The organism is Pseudomonas sp. MF6396 (assembly GCF_002018915.1).
Lineage (GTDB): Bacteria > Pseudomonadota > Gammaproteobacteria > Pseudomonadales > Pseudomonadaceae > Aquipseudomonas > Aquipseudomonas palmensis.
Genome location: NZ_MVOK01000043.1, coordinates 1 through 20,359 on the forward strand (window position 1 = coordinate 1; position 20,359 = coordinate 20,359).

Sequence of the window (20,359 nt, forward strand, 5' to 3'; positions counted from 1 at the left end):
AGCCGCAGGCGTCGAGGCCTGGCCCTCGATTGCCCCCCTGGCGCCGTGCAACGAGGAGCCCGCTGGCGATATCGCCATTGTCGGCCTGCATGGCCGCTTCCCCGGTGCCGACGACCTGGATGCGCTGTGGCGCAACCTGCTGGCGGGTGTCGACTCGGTGAGCGAGATACCCGCCGAGCGCTGGCCGCTGGACGGTTTTTTCGCCGCGGGCACCGACGCCCGCAGCAGCGGCCTGAGCTATGCCAAATGGGGCGGTTTTCTACCCGATATCGATCGGTTCGATGCGCAGTTCTTCGCCATCGCCCCGCGTGAAGCCGCCTGCCTCGACCCGCAGGAGCGGCTGTTTCTCGAATGCGCCTGGCATGCCCTGGAAGACAGCGGCCACCTGGGCGAGCGCGGCCAGTTGCTGCGCGGCGCCCAGGGTGCGCTGGATGTCGGCGTGTTCGTCGGGATCACCAGCAACACCTACCCCCTGCTCGGCCCTGCCCTGTGGCAGGCCGGGCAACCGGCGATCCCCAGTGGCCTGCCGTGGTCGGTGGCCAACCGGGTGTCGTTCGCCCTGGACTTGTGCGGGCCGAGCCTGGCCATCGACACCGCCTGCTCGTCATCGCTCACGGCATTGCACAGCGCCATCGACAGCCTGCGCAAGGGCGAGTGCCGGGCAGCGCTGGTAGGTGCGGTCAACCTCTACACCCACCCCGCCAAGTACGTGCAGTTGTGCCAGCAGCACATGCTCTCGCCCACCGGACGTTGCCATGCGTTCGGCAGCGAGGCGGACGGCTTCGTGCCCGGTGAAGGGGTTGCGGCCGTGGTGCTCAAGCCGCTCGAGGTGGCCCGGCGCGACGGCGACCGGATACTGGCAGTGATCAAGGGCAGTGCGATCAACCACAGCGGGCGCACCAACGGCTACACCGTGCCCAGCGCCGGTGCCCAGGCCGCGCTGATCGAGCGGGCGCTGGCCGATGCCAGGGTACCGGCCGCCAGCATCAGCTACATCGAAGCCCACGGCACCGGCACGCGCCTGGGCGACCCCATCGAGTTGCAAGGGCTCAGGCAGGCACTGGGCGGGCAACACTCGGCGACCTGCCATGTCGGCTCGATCAAGGCCAATTTCGGCCACCTGGAAGCGGCCGCCGGCATGGCCGGGCTGAGCAAGGTGGTGCTCCAGTTGCAGCACCGGCGCCTGGCGCCGTCGCTGCATGCCAGGGTGCTGAACCCCGACGCCGGGCTCGAGCACAGCCACCTGCAGATCGTGCGTGACACGCGCGATTGGACCAGCGACAACGGCCCGCGCCGCGCCGGCATCAGCTCGTTCGGCGCTGGCGGCGCCAATGCCCATGTGATTGTCGAACAGGCCCCCGAACCCACACCGTCGAGCGCCAGCACGGGCCCGGCGGTGTACCCGCTGTCGGCGCGCAGCCAAGCGCAAGTGCGCGAACAGGCCACCGCCCTGCTGGCCTGGTTGCAACGCCACCCCGACGCATCGGCCAACCAGCTCGCCTACACCCTGCAATGCTGCCGCCCGGCGTTCGACCATCGCTTCGCGCTGGTAGCTGCCGACTTGACGCAGTTGCAGGCTGGCCTGGAGCGCTTCGTGCAATCGATGCCGGGGGGCTATCAGGGCCGGCTGCTGCCCGGCACACCAACGCGCGAGCTGAGCGCCAGCGCCCCCGATGAACTGGCAGCGGCCTGGGTAGACGGCACGCTCGCCCGCTGGGGCCGCTTCTGGCCGCAGCCGCCCAGCCCACTGGCCGCGCCGCTCTACCCCTTTGCCAGGGACCGCTACTGGGTGCCGCGTGTGGAGTCGGCCGCGCCCCACGCCAGCACCCAGCTGCACCTGGATGCCGGCCAGTTCTTTCTGCGCGACCATGTGGTGCAGGGCCAGCCGGTGCTGCCCGCCGCCGCCTACATCGACTTGTGCTGCAACCAGGCGCGCCGCCACGGCCTGGACCTGCCGCTGACCCTGCACAAGCTGACCTGGGCCAGCCCGATCCGCGTCGAGCCCGGCCAGCAGCGCAGCATCGAATGCCGCAGCGAGCGCACCCACGACGGTGTGCGCCTGGCGTTCCAGCCGCTGCCGGCCAGTGACCCCACCCCGAGCTTTCGTGGCGAGTGCCGCGCCGTGCAGGTGCCCGCCGACAGCCTGCCAAGCCTGGCGCAGGTGCGCAGCGAGTGCACCCGGCCGCTGGCCCTCGACGCGCTGTACCCCACCCTCGAGCGCCTGGGCATCGCCTACGGCCCCACCCTGCGCTGCATTGCCGGCGCGTGGCTGGGCGAGCAACAGGCGCTTACCGAACTGCACTGGCGCCCCGAGCAGCGCCAGGGCGAACCGCTGAGCACGCTGGACCCGGCGTTGCTCGATGCGGTGCTGCAAAGCGCCTTCGTCACCGCCGCCCAGGGCAATGCACAGATCGACACCACCTTCGTGCCCTACGCCTGCCAGGCCCTGCACGGCTACCGGCCCTTGACCGAGCGCTGCTTCGTGCACGTGCGCCCGCGTGCTGCCCAGGGCAGCCAGATGCGCCTGTACGACTTCCGGGTGTTCGATGCAGACGGCCAGGTGCTGATGGACATCGAGGCCTTTGCCTTTCGCGAGTACCGCGTCGACCCCGAGCATGCCGTGCATCTGCTCGAACCCTACTGGCAGCACCAGCCCGCCGCCCCGGCCGTGCCCGGGCCGATGCCCACCACACTGCTGCTGTGCGACGACCCGCAAGCCTTCGCCCAGTTACCCGCGCAACTGCGTGACGCCGCCTGGCGACTGGTACCCGCGCAGCAGTTCCACTACACCTCACCACGCACCGTCGAGGCCGACCTGGGCGATGCACGCCACATCGACCTGTTGCTGCGCCTGCTGACCAGCCAGCAGCAGGTACCCGCACGCCTGCTGATCGACCTGCGCAGCACCGGCAGCCAGGACGCCGGCCTGGGCGAAGGGCTGGACGCCGCCCTGGCTACCGCAGACCTGCTGCGCCACCTGTGCCAGGGCCAGAGCACCCCCGCGTTGCATACCCGGATCGTGCTGCACCCCGGCCCTGTCAGTGCCCTTGAAGGGCTGCTGCGCTCGGTGGTGCAGGAGATCCCCAGCCTGAGCGCCAGCCTGATCGAAACCAGCCACCAGCCCGGCAGCGCAGAGCGTGAAGCGCTGGCGCACGAACTGCTTGCGGCTGAGCAGCCCGGTGTCAACCGGGTATCGCTGTGCGAAGGGCAACGCCACGTGGCAAGCCTGCGCTTTGTCACCCCGGGTGCCGGCACAGCGCCGGCGCAACTGAGCGCCGGCGATGTGCTGGTGATCAGCGGCGGGCTGGGGGCCGTCGGCCGTGCACTGGGTGAAGCGCTGGCGAGCCTCGGTGGCCTGCGCCTGGCCGTGCTGGGCCGTCGCGCCCTCGATGCAGACGCTGCCCGATGGCTGCAGCGCCTCACGCACCTGGGCGCCGACGATGCCGCCTACTGGCAGGCCGACTGCGCCGATGCCGACTCGTTGCACGCCGCCCTGGCCAGCATTCGCCAGCGCTATGGCGCCTGCCACGGGGTGATTCACTGCGCCGGGGTTCTGCAGGACGGGTTCTTCCTGCGGCAACCTGCCCAGGAGCGCGCCAGCGTACTCCAGGGCAAGACCCTGGCCGCCCGCCATCTGGATGCAGCCACCGCCGATGACCCGCTGAAACTGTTCATGGTGTGCTCGTCGCTGGCCGGGGTGTACGGCAATGTCGGGCAGAGCGCCTACGCGCTGGCCAACGCCTGGCTCGACCGCTTCGTGCAGGCCCGCCAGCAGCGCTGTGCCAGCGGCCAGCGCCAGGGCCGCTCGCTGTCGATTGCCTGGCCACTGTGGCAGACCGACAACGGCATGCAGGCCCCGGCGCCGGTGCGCCAATGGCTGGCTCGCCATGGCCTGGCCCTGTTGCCGAGCGATCAGGGGGTGGCCACGTTCCTGCGCTGCCTCGCCTTGGCGCAAGCGGTGTTGATCCCGGTGTGCGGCAAGCGCGACGCGGTTGCACGGTTGTTCGGCATCGAGGCGCCGCCTGCCCCGCCCGTGCAGGTCGCGCCGCAGGCGGCCAGCGACGCGCCCTGCCTGCTCGACTACCTCACCCGTCAACTGGCCGAGGTGACGGCCACACCGCTGGACAAGGTCGACCCCGACACCTCGCTGGAGGTATTCGGCCTGGACTCGATCCTGGTGATGGAACTCAACGGCCGGCTTGAACAGCACTTCCCCACCCTGTCGAAGACCGTGCTGTTCGAAGTGCGCAGCCTGCGCGAGCTGGCCGCCCTGCTCGGCAACGAGCACCCGGCCGAAGTCGCCCGGCTGGCACCGCCCCCCGTGGTGGTCGAGCCGCCAGCACCCGCGCTGTCGGTGGTCACGCAGGGCACTGCCGACACCCAACGCCAGGACATCGCGATCATCGGCCTGGCCGGGCGCTACCCCGGCGCACGCGATGCCCAGGCGCTGTGGCAGCACCTGGCGGCCGGCGATGACCTGATCAGCGAAGTGACCTCGCGCTGGGAGCAACCGGGCGGCGACGACCAGCTGTATGCGCGCTGGGGCGGCCTGGTGGATGATTTCGACTGCTTCGACCCGCTGTTCTTCGGCATCTCGCCGCGCGACGCCGAGCGCATGGACCCGCAGGAGCGCCTGTTTCTGCAAACCGCCTGGCATGCCGTGGAAGACGCCGGCTATACCCCGCAGAGCCTGTGCGGGCCGCGCCAGCCGGGCGTCGAGCGACGCCGCGTGGGGGTGGTCGCGGGGGTGATGTACGGCGAGTACCAGTTCTATGGTGCGTCGAGCTGGCCCGCGCGGCCGGTGACCCTGACCAACTCCTCGTATGCCTCGATCGCCAACCGCGTGTCGTTCTGCCTGGACCTTGAAGGCCCCTCGTTCGCCGTCGACAGCATGTGTTCGTCGTCGCTCACCAGCCTGCACCTGGCCTGCGACCTGATTCGCAGCGGCAGTTGCGAGCTGGCCCTGGCCGGCGGGGTGAACCTGTCGCTGCACCCGTACAAGTACCGCATGCTGTGCGAGCTGAACTTCGCCTCCACCCAGGGCCAGTGCCGCAGCTTCGGCGCCGGCGGCGACGGCTACGTGCCGGGTGAAGGCGTGGGCGTGGTGCTGCTCAAGCCGCTGGCCCAGGCCCTGCGCGACGGCGACCACGTGTACGGGGTGATCCGTGGCAGCGAGCTCAACCATGGCGGGCGCACCTCGGGCTATACCGTGCCCAACGCCGAATCGCAGGCCCAGGTGATCGGCCGCGCCCTGCAGCGCTCGGGCCTGCCCGCCGCCAGGCTGGGCTATATCGAGGCCCACGGCACCGGCACCAGCCTGGGCGACCCGATCGAGATCCGTGGCCTGGGCAAGGCCCTGGCCGCCCAGGTACCCAGCGAGTGGCGCTGCCCCATCGGCTCGATCAAGGCCAATATCGGCCACCTGGAATCGGCCGCCGGCATGGCCGCGTTGACCAAGGTGCTGCTGCAGTTCAAGCACCGGCAACTGGCGCCGTCCATCCATGCCCAGCCGGTGAACCCGAACATCGATTTCAGCAACACGCCCTTCGTGGTGCAGCAGCGCCTGGCCGACTGGCCGGACCCTGCAGATGGCCTGCCCCGGGTGGCCGCCATCAGTTCGTTCGGGGCCGGCGGTGCCAATGCCCATGTGCTGATCGAGGACGCCCCGCTGCAAGCGCCACCCGCACCCACCGGCCCCCAGGCCTTTGTATTCAGCGCGCACAGCGCCGGGCAACTGCGCAGCTACCTGCAGCGCTTTGTCGACTGCCTGGAGCATGAACACGCCCTGGCACCGCAGCACCCCGAGCACTACCTGGGCCTGCGCTGCTTCACCACGCGGGATGTCGCCAGCACCCTGCTGCACGGGCGCCAGGCGTTCGAGCAAGCACGGTTGGCCGTGGTGGCCGACGACTTCGACGCGCTGCGCCGGCAGTTGAGCGAATGGTTGATGAGCCCGCCGGGCGACGACGCACGGGTGCTGCTCAGTGGCCCGGCCCCTGCGCCCGAGTGTGCGGCCCTGGCCCGCACCTGGCTCGATGCGCACCTGCCCGCGACGCCGCCAGCGGCGACCCAGGCGTGGCGAAAGGTGCCGCTGCCCGGCTATGAATTCTTGCGTCGTCGCTACTGGATCAGTACGCCGCCCACAGTGAGCAGCCCACCGCTGCCGGCGCCACCGCACGCTGCGCCCGCGGTGACGCCACAAGACATTCTCGACCGCCTGGCCCGCCGGGAAATCAGCCAGCAACAGGCCCGCGACCTGCTGCGCTCGATGCTCTGAATTCGCCTGTTTCCACCTTCAAGGGAGTGATGCAATGCAGCAGCCAACTATCGCCATCATCGGCGCCGGGGCCAGTGGCCTGGGCGTGGCAAAGGCCCTCGGCGAAGTGGGCCTGGCCTTCGAGATCATCGAGGCCACCGCGCGTTTCGGCGGCAACTGGCAGCCCGACGGCCCGGCCTCGAAAATGTATGAAGCGGTGCACCTGATCAGCTCCAAGCGCAACACCCAGTTCGCCGACTTCCCGATGCCCGAGCACTACCCGGACTACCCGCGGCACACCCAGGTGTTCGACTACCTGACGCAACTGGCCGAGCATTGCCAGCTGCAGCAGCACACCCGCTTCAACACCCGCGTCACCCACATGCACAAGACCGCCGAGGGCTGGCTGCTGAGCTTCGACGACGGGCGCCAGGCCCGCTACGAGGCGGTGGTGGTATGCAACGGCCTGCTCGGCACGCCCAAGGTGCCGCAGTACCCCGGCACCTTCAGCGGGCAGGCCCTGCATGCCGGCGCGTACCGCAGCTCGGCACAGTTTCGCGGCAAGCGCGTGCTGGTGGTGGGTGGCGGCAACTCCGGTTGCGACATTGCCGTGGACGCCGCGCAAACCGCCAGCCTGGCGCTGCACTCGACCCGGCGCGGCTACCACTACATGCCCAAGTTCATCGATGGCCAGCCGACCCAGGAATGGCTGATGGACCAGGCGCCGAAATTTGCCGACGAGGACGAATACTGGGCGCACGTGGAGCGCAGCTTCAAGTTCGCCGGCTACGACGGGCGCGACTATGGCCTGCCCGCACCGGACCACGGCATTCGCGAATGCCACCCCATTCTCAACTCGCAGATTCTCTACTACATCGGCCATGGCGATGTGCAGGCCAAGCCCGACATCAGCCATTTCGACGGCCAGCAGGTGCACTTTTGCGACGCCAGCGTAGCCACCATCGACCTGATCGTATGGGCCACCGGGTACGGCATCGACCTGCCGTTTCTGCCGCTGCAGACCTTCGACTGGCAGCGCGATTTCGACTCGCTGTTTTTGCGCATGCTGCCGGCCGAGCACGACGACCTGGTGTTCGTCGGCTACCTCAACACGCCGTCGGGCATCGGCAACCTGGCCAACATGACCGGGCGCTTCGTGGCAGCCTACCTGCAGGCCCGTGCCTTGCGCAGCCCGGCCTGGCACACCGTGCAGCAGATCAAGCGTCAGCCGCAGCTGCTCGACCTGGGCCAGCAGCGCTTCATGCAGACCCAGCGCCACGCCCACGAAGTGGACCTGTGGAAGTTCATCCGGGCCGTGAACTTTCTGACCGCGCGGCTGCAGCCCTCGCCACCCTTGGCGCGTAGCGCCTGACCATCGACGACACGCCGGGGAACCGACCATGAACCAACCGACCCACCTGCCCCTGACGGGCGACCCGGACGCCGGCGCGCTGAGTGCGCGCCAGGCGCTGCTGCTGCTCGACAGCCTGGATGCCGGCGCCGCGCCGCCGCTGGAGCAGCGCCTGCTGGAGGACCTGCGCGATCTGCTGCTGGGCGTGCTGAAGATCGACCCGGCGGACTTTTCGCCCACGCGTGCATTGATGGACTACGGCCTGGACTCCATCGCCTCCACCGAAATCGGCACGCTGTTCACCCAGCGCTTCGGCATCAGCGTGCCACCGACGGTGTTCTTCGAGTTCCAGAACCTGCAGAGTTTCTGCGGCTACCTGCTGGCCAACCATCACGGGCAGTTGCTGGAGCATTACGGCGACAGTTCGCCCTTGCCCGCCCCCGCACCGGTTGTGGCTGCGGCGCCACCGATGGCGCAGGTGGTTGCGCCCGTGGCTGCCGGCGCAGTGGCCACACCCGCTACACAAGGCCCCTTGAGCATCGAAGCGCTGTGGCAACGCTATGAGCACCTCGCCCCCGCTGCCCCGGCGGTGGTCCAGGGCACGCGAGCGAGCAACGAGCACGAGCCCAGCCAGGCCCTGCTCGACGAACAGCTCAGCCTGTGCCAGCAGGCCACGCGGGTGCAGATCCACCGACCCGGCGCGCCGCGCCTGGAATGCGCGACCTATGGCAGCGGCACGCCGGTGCTGATGCTGGGCGGGCTGGTGATGCAGTACGACGTGATGTGGCGCCTGCAACTGCAGGCGCTGGGGCGCGGGCACCGGTTGATCATGCTGCACCTGCCCGGCTGCGGCGAGGCCGAGCTGCCGCCTGCGTTCGACATTGCGCACCTGGTGGCCGATATCGTGGTGCTGCTGGATCAGCTGGGTATCGACCAGCCGCTGCCGGTGATCGGCTATTCGTTCGGCGGCGTGCTGGCCCAGGCCTTTGCCCTGGCCCACCCGCACCGCTGCGCAGGGCTGTGCATCAGCGTCAGTTCGCCGTTCAGCGAAGGCGCGTCGAACTTCCCGGTACTGATGGGCGAGCTGCAGAAAAGCCCGCGCTTCATGACCCTCAACCGCGGCTGGAACATGGCAGCGCTGCCGGCCTACCAGCAGGTGATCGGCGACTTCGACCTGCGCCCGCAGTTGGGCAACCTGCACTGCCCGTGCAGGATCATCTGCGCCAGCGACGATGCCTATCAGCCGCCGGCCTATTCGGCGCTGATCGCCAACGCCGTGCCGCATGCCGAACTGATCGAGGTACAGGGCGCCGGGCACCTGCTGGGCTTTACCCATCACCAACGCTACAACCAGTTGCTGCTGGAGTTTCTGCACAACCTGCCAACCCCCGAAGGCCCGGCCCGGCACGCCGTGCCCCCGGTGTTTCAGCCGGCCACCGCGCACACCCTGCAGACGCTGGAAGACTACGTGCGCCAGGGCGAACAGGGCCACTGCGCGATCCTGTCGGCGCCCGCCGCGCAGACCGCCCTGCTGCTCAATCACCTGGCCAAGCGCGGCAAGCGCGAGCCTGCCGATTACCGCAGCTACTTCATGACTTCGCTGGAGGAAGCCCTGGATGCGGCCCTGCGCCTGGCCCGCCACCATGCACGCAACCGCACCCCCGACGGCCAGGGCGAACTGCTGCTGATCGACGACAGCGGCTACTGGGCGCGCTACTTCAACCCGCTGCAGCGCGCCGATGCCAGTGCGCTGGTACCCGGCATCCGGGTGGTGGCGAGCCTTGCCCAGGCGCTGGCCTACCAGCGCCAGCATGGGCCCGAGCAACTGGCGGCGGTGGCCTGCATCCAGGCCGCCGACGCCAACGCCGAGGCCTGCGATGCCTGGCTGCGCGAGCTGGCCGGCAGCGGCATTCTCAGCCTGGTGGTGGGGCCTGCCCGGCGGGCCGGGCACTGGCCGTTGCTGGCGTTGTGCGAAAGCCCCGACCTGATCGTGCTGGGCGAGGGCCTGAGCGGGTTCCAGGCGCCGCTGGGCGCCTGCCTGGTACATGAACGGGTGAAGAACCCGTGGCTGATGACGCCCAACGAAAGCTATGTGCGCCATGTGATGAGCAACTTCGGCCTGCCGTTCAAGCTGGCCTTCGAACACCTGATGGCGCAGTTCGCCGCCGGGCTGAGCGTGGATGAACAACGCGAACTGCGCCGTATCGCCAGCAGCAGCGAAGCGACCTACCAGGCGCACCTGTGCTACGGCAACCGCGGTTACGCGAAGATCGCCCGCATGCACGGCTTCGATGGGCGCTTCCACGAGGCTCGCGGGGTGCGCTCACGGCTGATGCACGATGGCGAACCCTCGCGGGAAATCATCGACTGCTTCGTCAACGTGGGCACCTGCCCGCGCGGCCTCAACCCGCTGGATGTGATCGAGCAGGTCGCACGCCAGCACGACACCCGGCGCGACTACTGGGGCGAGCTGCAAGGCCTGCTGCAGCACAACACCGGCCTGCCGATGGCGCTGCCGGCCTCCAGCAACGTCACCGCCGTGGAGGCCGCGCTGACCCTCGGCCTGCTGGCGGCCAGGGGCGAGCGTCACAAACTGCTGTGCTTGAGCGGCGGGCTGGGGTTCTCGATGCTCAGCGCCGCGGCCTCGCACACGCTGGGCTTCGATATCTTCCGCGCGCCGTTCGAGCCACTGCACGCGCATACCGTGTTCATCGACCCGCTGGCCGAAGACGCCGAGGCGCAGTTGCAGGGCCACCTGCTGAGCGGCGAAATCGCCCTGGTGTGGTTCGAGACGATCCAGGTCGATGCCAATGCCTCGCGCCCGGTGCCGCCCCACCTGATCGCGATGATTGAGCGCCATCGCGACGCTGGCGGCTACCTGGTGGGCATCGACGAAACCCAGACCAACCTGATGACCGGGCGCTTTCTGCACAGCCAGGCACAGGTGCCGCAGCCGGATATCGTGGCACTGGGCAGCGCACTGTGCGACAGCCTGCTGCCGATGGGCGTGGTGCTGTGCAGCAAGGCCGTGACCCAGGCTGGCGCCCAGCGACAACCGCAGCGCGTGGCCGACCTGCAGGGGCGCGGCATCAGCCAGCTGAGCGCGCACCTGGCGCTGAACTGCCTGCAGGCACTGGAGCGCGAGGGTGCGCTGGCCCATGCGCGAACGCAGGGGGAGTACTTCCACCAGCGCCTGCTGGAGCTGCAACGGGCGTTCCCGCTGATTCGCGCAGTGCGCGCCGAGGGCCTGCTGCTGACGGTGGAGCTGGAGCTGGCCGGCACCCCGGCGTTTGTCGAGCGCAGCTTCGGCTACCTGCTGTGGGGCAGCCTGCTGCGCGACCCCGAAGGCGGGGTGGCGGCAGCCGTGTGCCCGATCCACAACCACTGCCTGCGCTACCTGCCGCCGCTGAACATCGACCGCGACAGCATCGACCTGATGGTCGCCAACCTGCGCCGGGCCCTGGCCCGGGGCGTGGACGGCGTGCTGCAGGACTGCGCCGAACACAACCGGCACCTGGGCGATACGCGCACTGCGCAGTTTCTGTCGAGCCTCACCCACCCTAAAAAAAAAGGACCCAACCTGTGACTGAGCACACTCGCGTCAACTCGCCAAGCCACGCCGCACCGGGTGTGGCCGCCATTCGCCCGCTGACCGGGCCAGGCCCCAGGGTGTGCATCGTCGGCGCCGGGGTCGGCGGCCTGTCGATGGCCCGCGCGCTCAAGCGCAAGCACATTGCCTTCGACTGCTTCGACAAGCGCGACCGCATCGGCGGTATCTGGGCCTTCGACCACACGGGCGAGCACACTTCGGTGTGGCACAGCATGAACATGAACACGCCCAAGGGCCTGTACCAGTTCAGCGACTTCCCCATGCCGTCGCATTACCCGGACTTCCCCTCGCACCGCCAGGTGCATGCGTACCTGGACAGCTTCGTCGAGCACTTCGCGCTGCGCGACAGCATTCACCTGGAGTGCCCGGTGCAGCACACCGAGCGCCTGGCCGACGGCACCTGGCGGGTGACCCTGGGCTCGGGCGAAGTACGCCACTACGACGCGCTGGTGGTCGCCAACGGGCACCACAACACGCCCAACCTGCCGGACTACGCAGCCACTGCCCGGATCGACAGCATCCACTCCAAGCACTACCGCTATCGCCACCCCTACCAGGACAAGACCGTGATGGTGGTGGGCGTGGGCAACAGCGGCGCGCAGATTGCCGTGGACGTGAGCCACGATGCACGCATGACCTACCTGTCGCTGCGCCGTGGGGTGTACGTGCTGCCGCACTACCTGTTCGGCATTCGCGTGGACAAGGTGATGGGCCCACTCAACGACTGGTGGGTGAAGAAGCTTCTGCCCTACCCGCTGACCGGGCTGATGTTCACCGGCCTGTACAAGCTGCTGATCGCCAAGCGCAAGCAACTGGGCATGCCCAAGCCCGACCACCTGATGATGTCGAGCCTGCCGACGCTGTCGGAGAACTTCGCCAACCGCGTGGGCGACGGCAAGCTCAAGGTGGTGCCGCAGGTGCAGCGCATCGACGGCAACACCGTGCACTTCGTGGATGGCAGCAGCCTGGAAGTGGACGCGGTGATCTACGCCACGGGCTATCACACCGACTTCCCGTTCTTGCCCCAGAGCCTGTTGCAGATCGAGGAAAACCGCATTCCGCTGTACCAGCGGATCTTCTTGCCCGAGGTGCCGAACCTTGCCTTCATCGGCGTGTTCCAGGCCGTGACCTGGGGCTTTCTGGACATGATGGAGCGCCAGGCCGAGGTGGCCGCCGACTACTTTGCCGGTGCGTACCAGCGCCCCGGTGCCGAGGCCGAGCGCGCGCATATTGCCGCCGAGCGCAAGGTGATCGAGCGCGAGTTCCTGGCCACCCCACGCAACAACTACGAGATGCACGGCCCCACCTACCTGCACTACCTGGCCAAGGAGCTGCGCCAGGGTCGCGAGCGGGCCCAGGCCGGCAATCGCCAGAGCCCGTTGCTGAGCATCGCCCACACCTATGACGCCAGCAGCGCTGCACACCACGTCCAAGAGCGGGAGCCGGTCTCATGCCCGTCGTGACGCCGGTCGCCGTGGTCGGCCTGAGCGCTCGCCTGCCGGGGGCGCCAGACCTGCGCGCGTTCTGGCAGCTGTTGCGCGAAGGCCGCGATGCGGTCGGCCAGGTGCCGGCCGAGCGCTGGAACTGGCGCGACCACGACAGCACGCTGAACCCCGGGGAAGAGACCACCTACTGCCAGCGCGGCGGCTTCATGCCCTGGGTCGACCGCTTCGACGGGCGCTTCTTCGGCATTCTGCCCCGCGAAGCGCAAGGCATGGACCCGCAGCAACGGCTGTTCTTGCAGGCGGCCTGGGCGGCGCTGGAAGATGCCGGCTACGCGCCGGGCCAGCTGGCCAAACGGCGGGTGGGGGTGTTCGTGGGCGTGGGCCATGCCGACTACCCCACGCTGATGCGCCGCGACGGCGTGCCCAGTGATGCCTGGCGCGGCACCGGCATGGCGCTGACAGCCATCGCCAACCGGGTGTCGTACTGCCTGGACCTGCACGGCCCCAGCGAGGCCATCGACACCGCCTGCTCCAGCTCGCTGGTGGCACTGCACCGTGCCCGGCAGGCACTGCAGGACGGTGAATGCGAGCTGGCGATCGTGGGCGGGGTCAACCTGCTGCTGGGGCCGGAGCTGTTCATCGCCTTCGGCAAGGCCGGCATGCTCAGCCATGCCGGACATTGCCAGACCTTCGCCGCCAGTGCCGACGGCTATGTGCGCGGCGAAGGGGTGGCCGCGCTGGTGCTTGCGCCGCTGGCGGCAGCCCAGGCCAATGGCGACTTCATCTACGGCCAGGTGTGCGCCAGCGCGCAGAACCACGGCGGCCGTGCCCACAGTTTTACCGCGCCCAACCCCAAGGCGCAGACCGAGGTGATCACCCGGGCCTGGCAGCAGAGCGGCCATTGCCCCAGCCAGGCGCGGATGATCGAGACCCACGGCACCGGCACGCCGCTGGGTGACCCGATTGAAATCAATGCGCTGAAGAACGCCCTGCCCACGACCGAGGCCGGCACGCCCATCGCCCTGGGCGCGCTCAAGAGCCAGATCGGCCACCTGGAGGCCGCGGCCGGCATTGCCTCGGTGATCAAGAGCCTGCTGTGCCTGCAGCATCGCCAGGTGGTGGGCAACCTGCACCATGACGCGCTCAACCCGCAGATCGAGCTGGCGGGCAGCCCGTTCTATCTGCCCGATGCCACGCATTCCATGGGCGAACAGGATGCACCGCTGCTGGCCGGGGTGAGTGCGTTCGGGTTTGGTGGGGTGAATGCGCATGTGGTGCTCAAGGCTGCCGACAGGGGGAGCGACAGCCCTGGCGTGCCCGACGGCCAGCCGTATCTGGTGCTGCTGTCGGCCAAGGATGAAGACGGCCTGCGCGCCCGTGCGCGGCAGTTGCTGGCGGCCTTTGGCGAGCCCTTGCCCGATGCCGGCGGCGCGCTGCGCCAGGCGCTGGACGAACGTCTGCGCGACCTGCTGGGGCTGATGCCAGGCAACGGTGTGGCCACACGGCTTGCCGAACTGAAGATGGACGCCGAGGATTTTGTAGGTTGCCTGGAGCAGGCGCTGGACGCTCTGCAACTGGACGTACCCATCGATGCATGGCGCGGTGCGGTAAGCCTTGAAGAGGTGGTGGAGCGGCTGGTGGGCGAAGCGGCGGTGCAGCCTGCAGAGGCGGCACGGCTGGAGAGCTTGAATGCGTTGCCGGGCGGCCTGTCGGCCAGCCTTGCGGCCATCGCCCGCAGCCTGCAGGAGGGGCGCGATGCGATGGTGCGGCGGCTGGCGGTGGTGGTCGATAGTCGCGAGGCGTTGTTCGAACAGCTGCGGGCGTATCTGGGGTCGTCTGATTGCCCCTCGGATACCCGGTGGCACAGCGCTGATGGGCTGACCGCCAAACCGGCGCCGGAGGCTGGCAGTGGCCGGGCCGACCGTGCACTGCTCGAGCACTGGGCCGCACATTGGGTGGCCGGCAAAGTGCCGAGCCCGGGCTGGGCCACGCTGTATGGCGACGAACCGCGGCCACACAAGTATCCCTTGCCGGCCTACCCTTGGCGGCTGGAGCGGGTGTGGTACAGCGCAGCCGTCGCAGCACCTGCGCCGGCCACGCCGGCACAGGCGTGGCTCGACTGCTGGGCGCCTGGCGCGGCGCTGCCGGGTTCATGCATGGCGCTGGCCGCCCTGGTGGACCATGTGGCCCAGCCAAGCAGCGTGCTGCACTGGAACGATGTGTGTTTTGGCCCGCCGGTTGCCCTTGCGGCAAGCGACACGCTGCACTTTACCCGCGCCCCACGGCATTGGCAGGTGAGTGTGAACAGGCAGGTGCTGCTGCAGGTCGAGACCGCGGCTGCGGTTGCTGCCGCGCCGGTATTGCAGGCGTTGCCCGTCACGGCAGAGTGTGTGCAGGCGACACTGCCTCAGGGCCTGGACGGCTACCGGCTGTGGGCTGCGCTGTTGACCCACCTGAGCACGGCGGCGGGCACCAGCCTGCCCTATCGCATTCGCACGCTGACGCTTGATCCCCAGGCGTTGCGAGACGCGCGGCAGCTGAGTGTCGAGCGCCAGGGCATGACCTTCGATGTGGCCCTGTGCACGGCCGATGGCCGCTGCGCATTGCGCCTGGAGGGCATGCAGATGCGCGTCTTCGACCTTGTGCGCCAGCAGGTGAGCGCATGAAGGCGTGGCTGTTTCAGGGCCAGGGCAGCCAGCGCAAGGGCATGGGCGCGGCGTTGTTCGCGCGTTTTCCGGCGCTGGTGGCCGAAGCCGATGCGGTGCTGGGTTACTCGATCGAGCGTCTGTGCCTGGAAGACCCCGAGCAGCAGTTGAACCTCACCACCTTCACCCAGCCGGCCATCTATGTGGTGTCGTGGCTTGGCTACCTGGCGGCACGTGAGGATGGCGTCGTTGCCAGCGTTGCGGCCGGGCACAGCGTGGGTGAGTACGCGGCGCTGACCGCTGCCGGCGCGCTGGACTTCAGCCTGGGCCTGCGCATCGTCATCGAGCGGGCGCGGTTGATGGCCCAGGTGCAGGGCGGCGGGCTGGTGGCGGTGCTGGGCCAGGATCGGCAGCGGGTGCAGGCACTGCTGGACGAACGGCCGGATGCAGGCCTGGCCATCGCCAATATCAACAGCCCCACACAGATCATCGTAGGGGGCACGCTGGCAGCCCTTGAACAGTTGCTGGAGCACTGCACAGCGCAGGGGATTCGGGCCATTGCGCTGAAGGTGAGCGGGCCCTTTCATACCGCGCACATGGCCGCTGTGGAGCAACCGTTTCGGGACTTTCTGCATCGCATGAGCGGAGCGTTTCGCGAACCGGCATTCCCGGTGATCGCCAACGTGCACGCGCGCCCGCATACCCGCGACGGGCTGGTGGAGGCACTGTCCACACACCTGACGCACCCGGTGCAATGGCAGCAGGTGATCGAGCGGATGCTGGCCGAGGGCGTCGAGGATTTTATCGAGATCGGCCAGCCTGCGATTCTGGGTGGGATGCTCAAGGCTATTCGTGAGCAGCCTGCCGTTGAGCGGTCGAATGCCCCTGCGCGCCCTGTGCTGGTGATTGCGCCTGACGTTCCCGCACTGCTGAGCGAACTGGCGCGCCACGGGGCCATGGGGCTGATTGACAGTCACGGCCTGGACAAGAAACAGTTGAAGGCCCGTGTGTTGCGCCTGAATGCCGAGCCGCAGGTGGGCGGCCGTTTCGGTATCCGCCTGCATGGCCGCGCTGATCCGGCACTGATTGATTGGCTGGCGGACCAGACACTGGCCTGCATCGAGGTGCCGGCCCACTGGCAGCCCCTGCGTGAGCGCTGCCCTGGGGTGCGTTGGCAGGTGCGGGTCGAGTGCGTCGATGAGCTGGAGGCTGACGCCGATGCGCTGGTGATTGCTGCCGATACACACCTGCCCCTGCTGCTGGCAGCGCTGGCCCGGCGTAAGCCTTGCGGGCCGAAGATCGGCGCCAGCGGCCTGATCGGCAGCCCTGCCAGCGCCCAGGCGATGTTCGATATGGGGGTGGATTTCGTGGTGTGCGGCAGCGTGTTTCTGCTGGGCAGCGAGGCCGGCCTGCCCGTCGAGCGTCAGCAGCAGCTTGCCGGCATGACACAGGCCGAGCATCGCCCGTTGACGGACTGGCGCTACCCCGAGTTCGCCAGCCGCACGCCCGGCTATGTGCTCGACAGGTTGCGCAACGAACAGGCCGAGGCGTTGCAGGCCTTCTACCTCAGCGACAGCGGCGGCGACCAGGCCGCGCTGCGCGACCGCCTTGGCGACGCTGCCAACCCCGCGACCCAAGCCACCTGCGCACGCCGCGCACTGCAGGCCCACATGCTCGCCGGCCTCAACCAATGGCAACAGCCGGGCGATGCCTCGCTGTGGCTGTTCAATCGCTGGCGCCGGCGCTGCCGGCCCGAGCTGCCCATTCCCATGCCCACGGAGCAATTGCTCAACCTGCTCTGCCCTCCCCTCTGCCCTTCAAGGACAACGCCATGACCCTGGTCGAGACGCTGCAAACGCGCATCAGCGAATTCATCTGCTGTGAAATGGACCTGCCGCCCGAGGACATCGACCTGGATACGCCCCTGGGTGCGTTCGGGCTGGGCTCGCTGGCGGGCATGAAACTGATCGGCAGCCTGGAGCAGCAGTTTGGCTTGCGCCTGTCGCCGACCCTGGTGTTCGAGCACCCGACCATCGCCGAATTGGCCCTCGCCATCGCGGCGATTGCCGCCCGTGGGGAGGCCGCGCATGTTTGACAAGAGCTGCCTGAGCCCACAGGAACTGGCCAGTGCCACCGGCCTGCTGGCGGTGCACGATAGCCTGGCGCTGCGCGCCTGGGTGCACCCGCACAAGGTGCTGTTCACCCTGCTCGACGACCAGGGGGAAGAACAGCAGCAGGTCAGCTACCAGCAGTTGCTGGGGCGGGCCAACGCCATCGCCCGCCAGTTGCAGGCCGTGAGTGAGCCGGGTGATCGCGTGGCGCTGTTCTTCCCGCAGGGCCTGGACTTTATCGCAAGCTTTCTGGCCTGCCTGATCGCCGACCGCATCGCCGTCCCCGTCAACCTGCCGAACCGGCGCCGGGTGGAGCGTTGCCTGAGCATTCTGCATGACAGCGGCAGCCGCCTGCTGCTGGTGGCCGCAAGCGAACAGACAATGCTGCAGCAGGCATTTGCCGGCACCCCGGCGGCGGCGCTGGCGATGCTGAGCCCTACTGACGATTGCGACGCACCGCTGGCGTTCGCCCGGCCTGCGGAGCGTGACCCACAGCGCGTCGCCTTCTTGCAGTACACCTCCGGCTCCACCTCGGCGCCCAAGGGCGTGAGGGTGAGCCACGCCAACATCACCGCCAACCTGCGCATGATGCGCGACAGCTGGGCGTTGGACCACACCAGCGACTTCGTCACCTGGCAGCCGCACCACCATGACATGGGCCTGATACTCGGGCAGCTGCTGCCCATCGTGTTGGGCAACCACACGGTGATCATGGCGCCGGCGACCTTCGTGCGTCAGCCGCTGATCTGGTTGCAGGCCATTGCGCGGTACAAGGCGCGGTTGGCCGGGGGGCCGAACTTTGCCTACAACCTGGCGGTGGAGCGTTACGACGCCGAACGCCTGCAGGGCCTGGACCTGTCCCACTGGACCCACGCCCTCAACGGCGCCGATGTGGTTCGCCCGGCAAGCCTTGCGCGCTTTGCGCAGCAGTATGCGGAGCATGGCTTCAGGGCCAGCGCGTTTGTGCCGTGCTATGGGCTGGCGGAGGCAACGCTGTTCGTGAGCGGTGGGCCGCAGGGGCGGCCGGTATGCTCGGTGGTGGTGCCCGTGGATGCGGGGGCATCGCAGGAGCTGGTGGGGTGTGGCGAGCCTTCGTGGGAGGTGGAAATCGCAATCGTCGACCCGGCCAGCCGACAACGCTGCACGCCTGGGCGCATCGGCGAAATCTGGCTACGCGGGCCGAGCATTGCACAGGGCTATTGGCAGAACCCGGCGGCGACCGAAGCGGGTTTCAAAGCGCGGATCGACGATGGCAGCCCCCTGGATTACCTGCGCACCGGCGACCTGGGTTTTGTCGGCCCCGACGACCGCCAGCTGTACGTGTGTGGCCGGCTCAAGGACCTGATCATCTGCGAGGGCCGCAACCTGCACCCCGAAGACATCGAGTACACCGTGATCGAAGCCCTGGACGAGGTGCGCCCGCAGAGTTGCGCGGTGTTCAGCCACGACAACGAGCAGCAGCGCCAGACCCTGGTGGCGGCCATCGAACTGAACCGCGAGATCAAGCGCTGGCTGCAGGACAACCCGCGTCAGCTCAAGGCGGTGGTACGCAGCGCAGTGGTGGACCAGCACGGCATCACCCTCAACCGCATCGTGTTCGTGCAGCCCACCAGCATGCACAAGACCACCAGCGGCAAGATCCAGCGCGCGAAGATGCGCCAGTTGTACCTGACGAGCGAGCTGGACCTGTTCGATGAAACCCGCTGAGCCGCTGGTGCAGTGGCTGGCAGACGCCGAAGCGCCGGTCAGCCTGGTCTGCTTTCACTGCGCAGGCGGCAGCGCGCAGAGCTTCTTTGCGTGGAAGCAGGCGGCGGCTGGGGTATGCGAGTTGTACGCCGTGGAGCTGCCGGGGCGCAGCCGGCGCTTGCGCGAGCCGTTCGCCCGCTCGGTAACGGAGGTGGCCGCGGCGTTTGCCGAGCAGTGCCAGGCGTTGCCCGACAAGCCGCTGGTGCTGTTCGGGCACAGCCTGGGCGCCCTGCTCGCCTACGAGACTGCGCGGGTGTTGCTGGCGCAGGGGGTGCGCAAGCCCGTGCACCTGCTGGTGTCTTCTCGCCAGAGCCCGGACTGGCTGCCCGTGTGCGCTGGCCTGCCAGCACTCAATGACCAGGCCTTGCGCGATTACCTGGCGAACCTTGCCGGCACGCCACGGGAGGTGCTGGCGAACCAGGCGATGATGGACCTGGCGGTGCCGATACTGCAGGCCGACCTGGAGTTGATTCTGGGGTATCGCCACACGCATGTGCGCGGCCTGGACATCCCGGTGGATGCGTTTGGCGGTATGGGTGACGAGCAGGTGCGCTTTGAATCGCTGGGTTGTTGGCAGCGCGTGACCGAGGGTGGCTTCAGCCTGCGCATGATCGAGGGCGGGCACTTTGCGGTGATGCAGCAGCCGCAGGTGGTGATGGCGCGGGTGCGGGTGATCGGTGACGGCCTTGCAGCGACCGAGGGGCAGCATCGGCGCCCTCGCCCGCTGCTATGCGGAGGTGACTAGTCGGTGAGCATGGCGTGAGCCACGTCCTCGACCAGGGCTTTTGACATGCCGCTGAGGCAGTGCGCGGCCCAGATCAGCGAGGCGTCCTGCTGGGTGCCGGCTTGCAGGGTGAGCTTGTACACGCAGCTCATCAGCGCGGCGGCTTGCTCCAGCGCGAACTGCGCATTGTGACCGGGTTGCACGCGGAACAGCCGGTCGGCGTTGGAGGCTGCTTCGCCTTCGCCGAAGGTGCCGACGCCGATGGTTTTGATCGCGTTTGTGGCGGGTGCAATCGAATCCTTGTCCATCCAAAATGCTCCTGCAGCGTTGCCAATTTCAGGAGGTGTGGGGGCTCTACAGGCGCCGCATAACCCTGTAGGAGCTGGCCTTGCCAGCGAATGCAGACACCGCCGTAGCCGAATGCACACCACAAAACCCTGTAGGAGCGGGCTTGACCCGCGAACGACCGCT

General features: G+C 68.5%; 10 protein-coding genes. 9 read left to right on the forward strand and 1 reads right to left on the reverse strand.

Annotation, left to right across the window (positions count from 1 at the left end; all coding sequences use genetic code 11):
- From MF6396_RS26615 to MF6396_RS26655, 9 genes are all read left to right on the forward strand, one after another.
- Positions 1-6,277 (forward strand): SDR family NAD(P)-dependent oxidoreductase (locus tag MF6396_RS26615; RefSeq protein WP_078481912.1); only part of this gene is annotated, 6,277 nt, incomplete at its 5' end.
- Positions 6,278-6,311: 34 nt separating this feature from the next.
- Positions 6,312-7,628, forward strand: coding sequence for a flavin-containing monooxygenase (locus tag MF6396_RS26620; RefSeq protein WP_078481913.1), 1,317 nt, complete (start codon positions 6,312-6,314; stop codon positions 7,626-7,628).
- Between the two features lie 28 nt (positions 7,629-7,656).
- A complete protein-coding gene (locus tag MF6396_RS26625; RefSeq protein WP_078481914.1) occupies positions 7,657-11,193 on the forward strand; it encodes an alpha/beta fold hydrolase in 3,537 nt (1,178 codons plus the stop codon).
- Positions 11,190-12,680, forward strand: a complete 1,491-nt coding sequence (locus tag MF6396_RS26630) for a flavin-containing monooxygenase (RefSeq protein ID WP_078481915.1) — start codon at positions 11,190-11,192, stop codon at positions 12,678-12,680. Before MF6396_RS26625 ends, MF6396_RS26630 begins: the two co-directional genes overlap by 4 nt.
- The gene (locus MF6396_RS26635) at positions 12,668-15,328 is read left to right on the forward strand and encodes a beta-ketoacyl synthase N-terminal-like domain-containing protein (RefSeq protein ID WP_078481916.1); all 2,661 of its coding nucleotides are present in this window, start codon (positions 12,668-12,670) and stop codon (positions 15,326-15,328) included. The genes MF6396_RS26630 and MF6396_RS26635 overlap by 13 nt, the downstream gene beginning before the upstream one ends.
- Complete coding sequence (gene fabD / locus MF6396_RS26640) at positions 15,325-17,142, forward strand: ACP S-malonyltransferase (protein WP_078481917.1); 1,818 nt, start codon at positions 15,325-15,327, stop codon at positions 17,140-17,142. Before MF6396_RS26635 ends, fabD begins: the two co-directional genes overlap by 4 nt.
- Positions 17,139-17,402, forward strand: a complete 264-nt coding sequence (locus MF6396_RS26645) for an acyl carrier protein (protein WP_043860793.1) — start codon at positions 17,139-17,141, stop codon at positions 17,400-17,402. Before fabD ends, MF6396_RS26645 begins: the two co-directional genes overlap by 4 nt.
- Positions 17,395-19,125, forward strand: a complete 1,731-nt coding sequence (locus MF6396_RS26650) for a fatty acyl-AMP ligase (RefSeq protein WP_078481919.1) — start codon at positions 17,395-17,397, stop codon at positions 19,123-19,125. The genes MF6396_RS26645 and MF6396_RS26650 overlap by 8 nt, the downstream gene beginning before the upstream one ends.
- The gene (locus MF6396_RS26655; protein WP_078481920.1) at positions 19,112-19,909 is read left to right on the forward strand and encodes a thioesterase II family protein; all 798 of its coding nucleotides are present in this window, start codon (positions 19,112-19,114) and stop codon (positions 19,907-19,909) included. Before MF6396_RS26650 ends, MF6396_RS26655 begins: the two co-directional genes overlap by 14 nt.
- Here the strand turns inward: MF6396_RS26655 and MF6396_RS26660 are convergent.
- Positions 19,906-20,196 carry a DUF3077 domain-containing protein gene (locus tag MF6396_RS26660; RefSeq protein ID WP_078481921.1) on the reverse strand — a complete coding sequence of 97 codons (291 nt, stop codon included), beginning with the start codon at positions 20,194-20,196 and terminating at the stop codon, positions 19,906-19,908. The two genes, MF6396_RS26655 and MF6396_RS26660, sit on opposite strands and share 4 nt — an antisense overlap.
- Positions 20,197-20,359 lie beyond the last annotated feature (163 nt).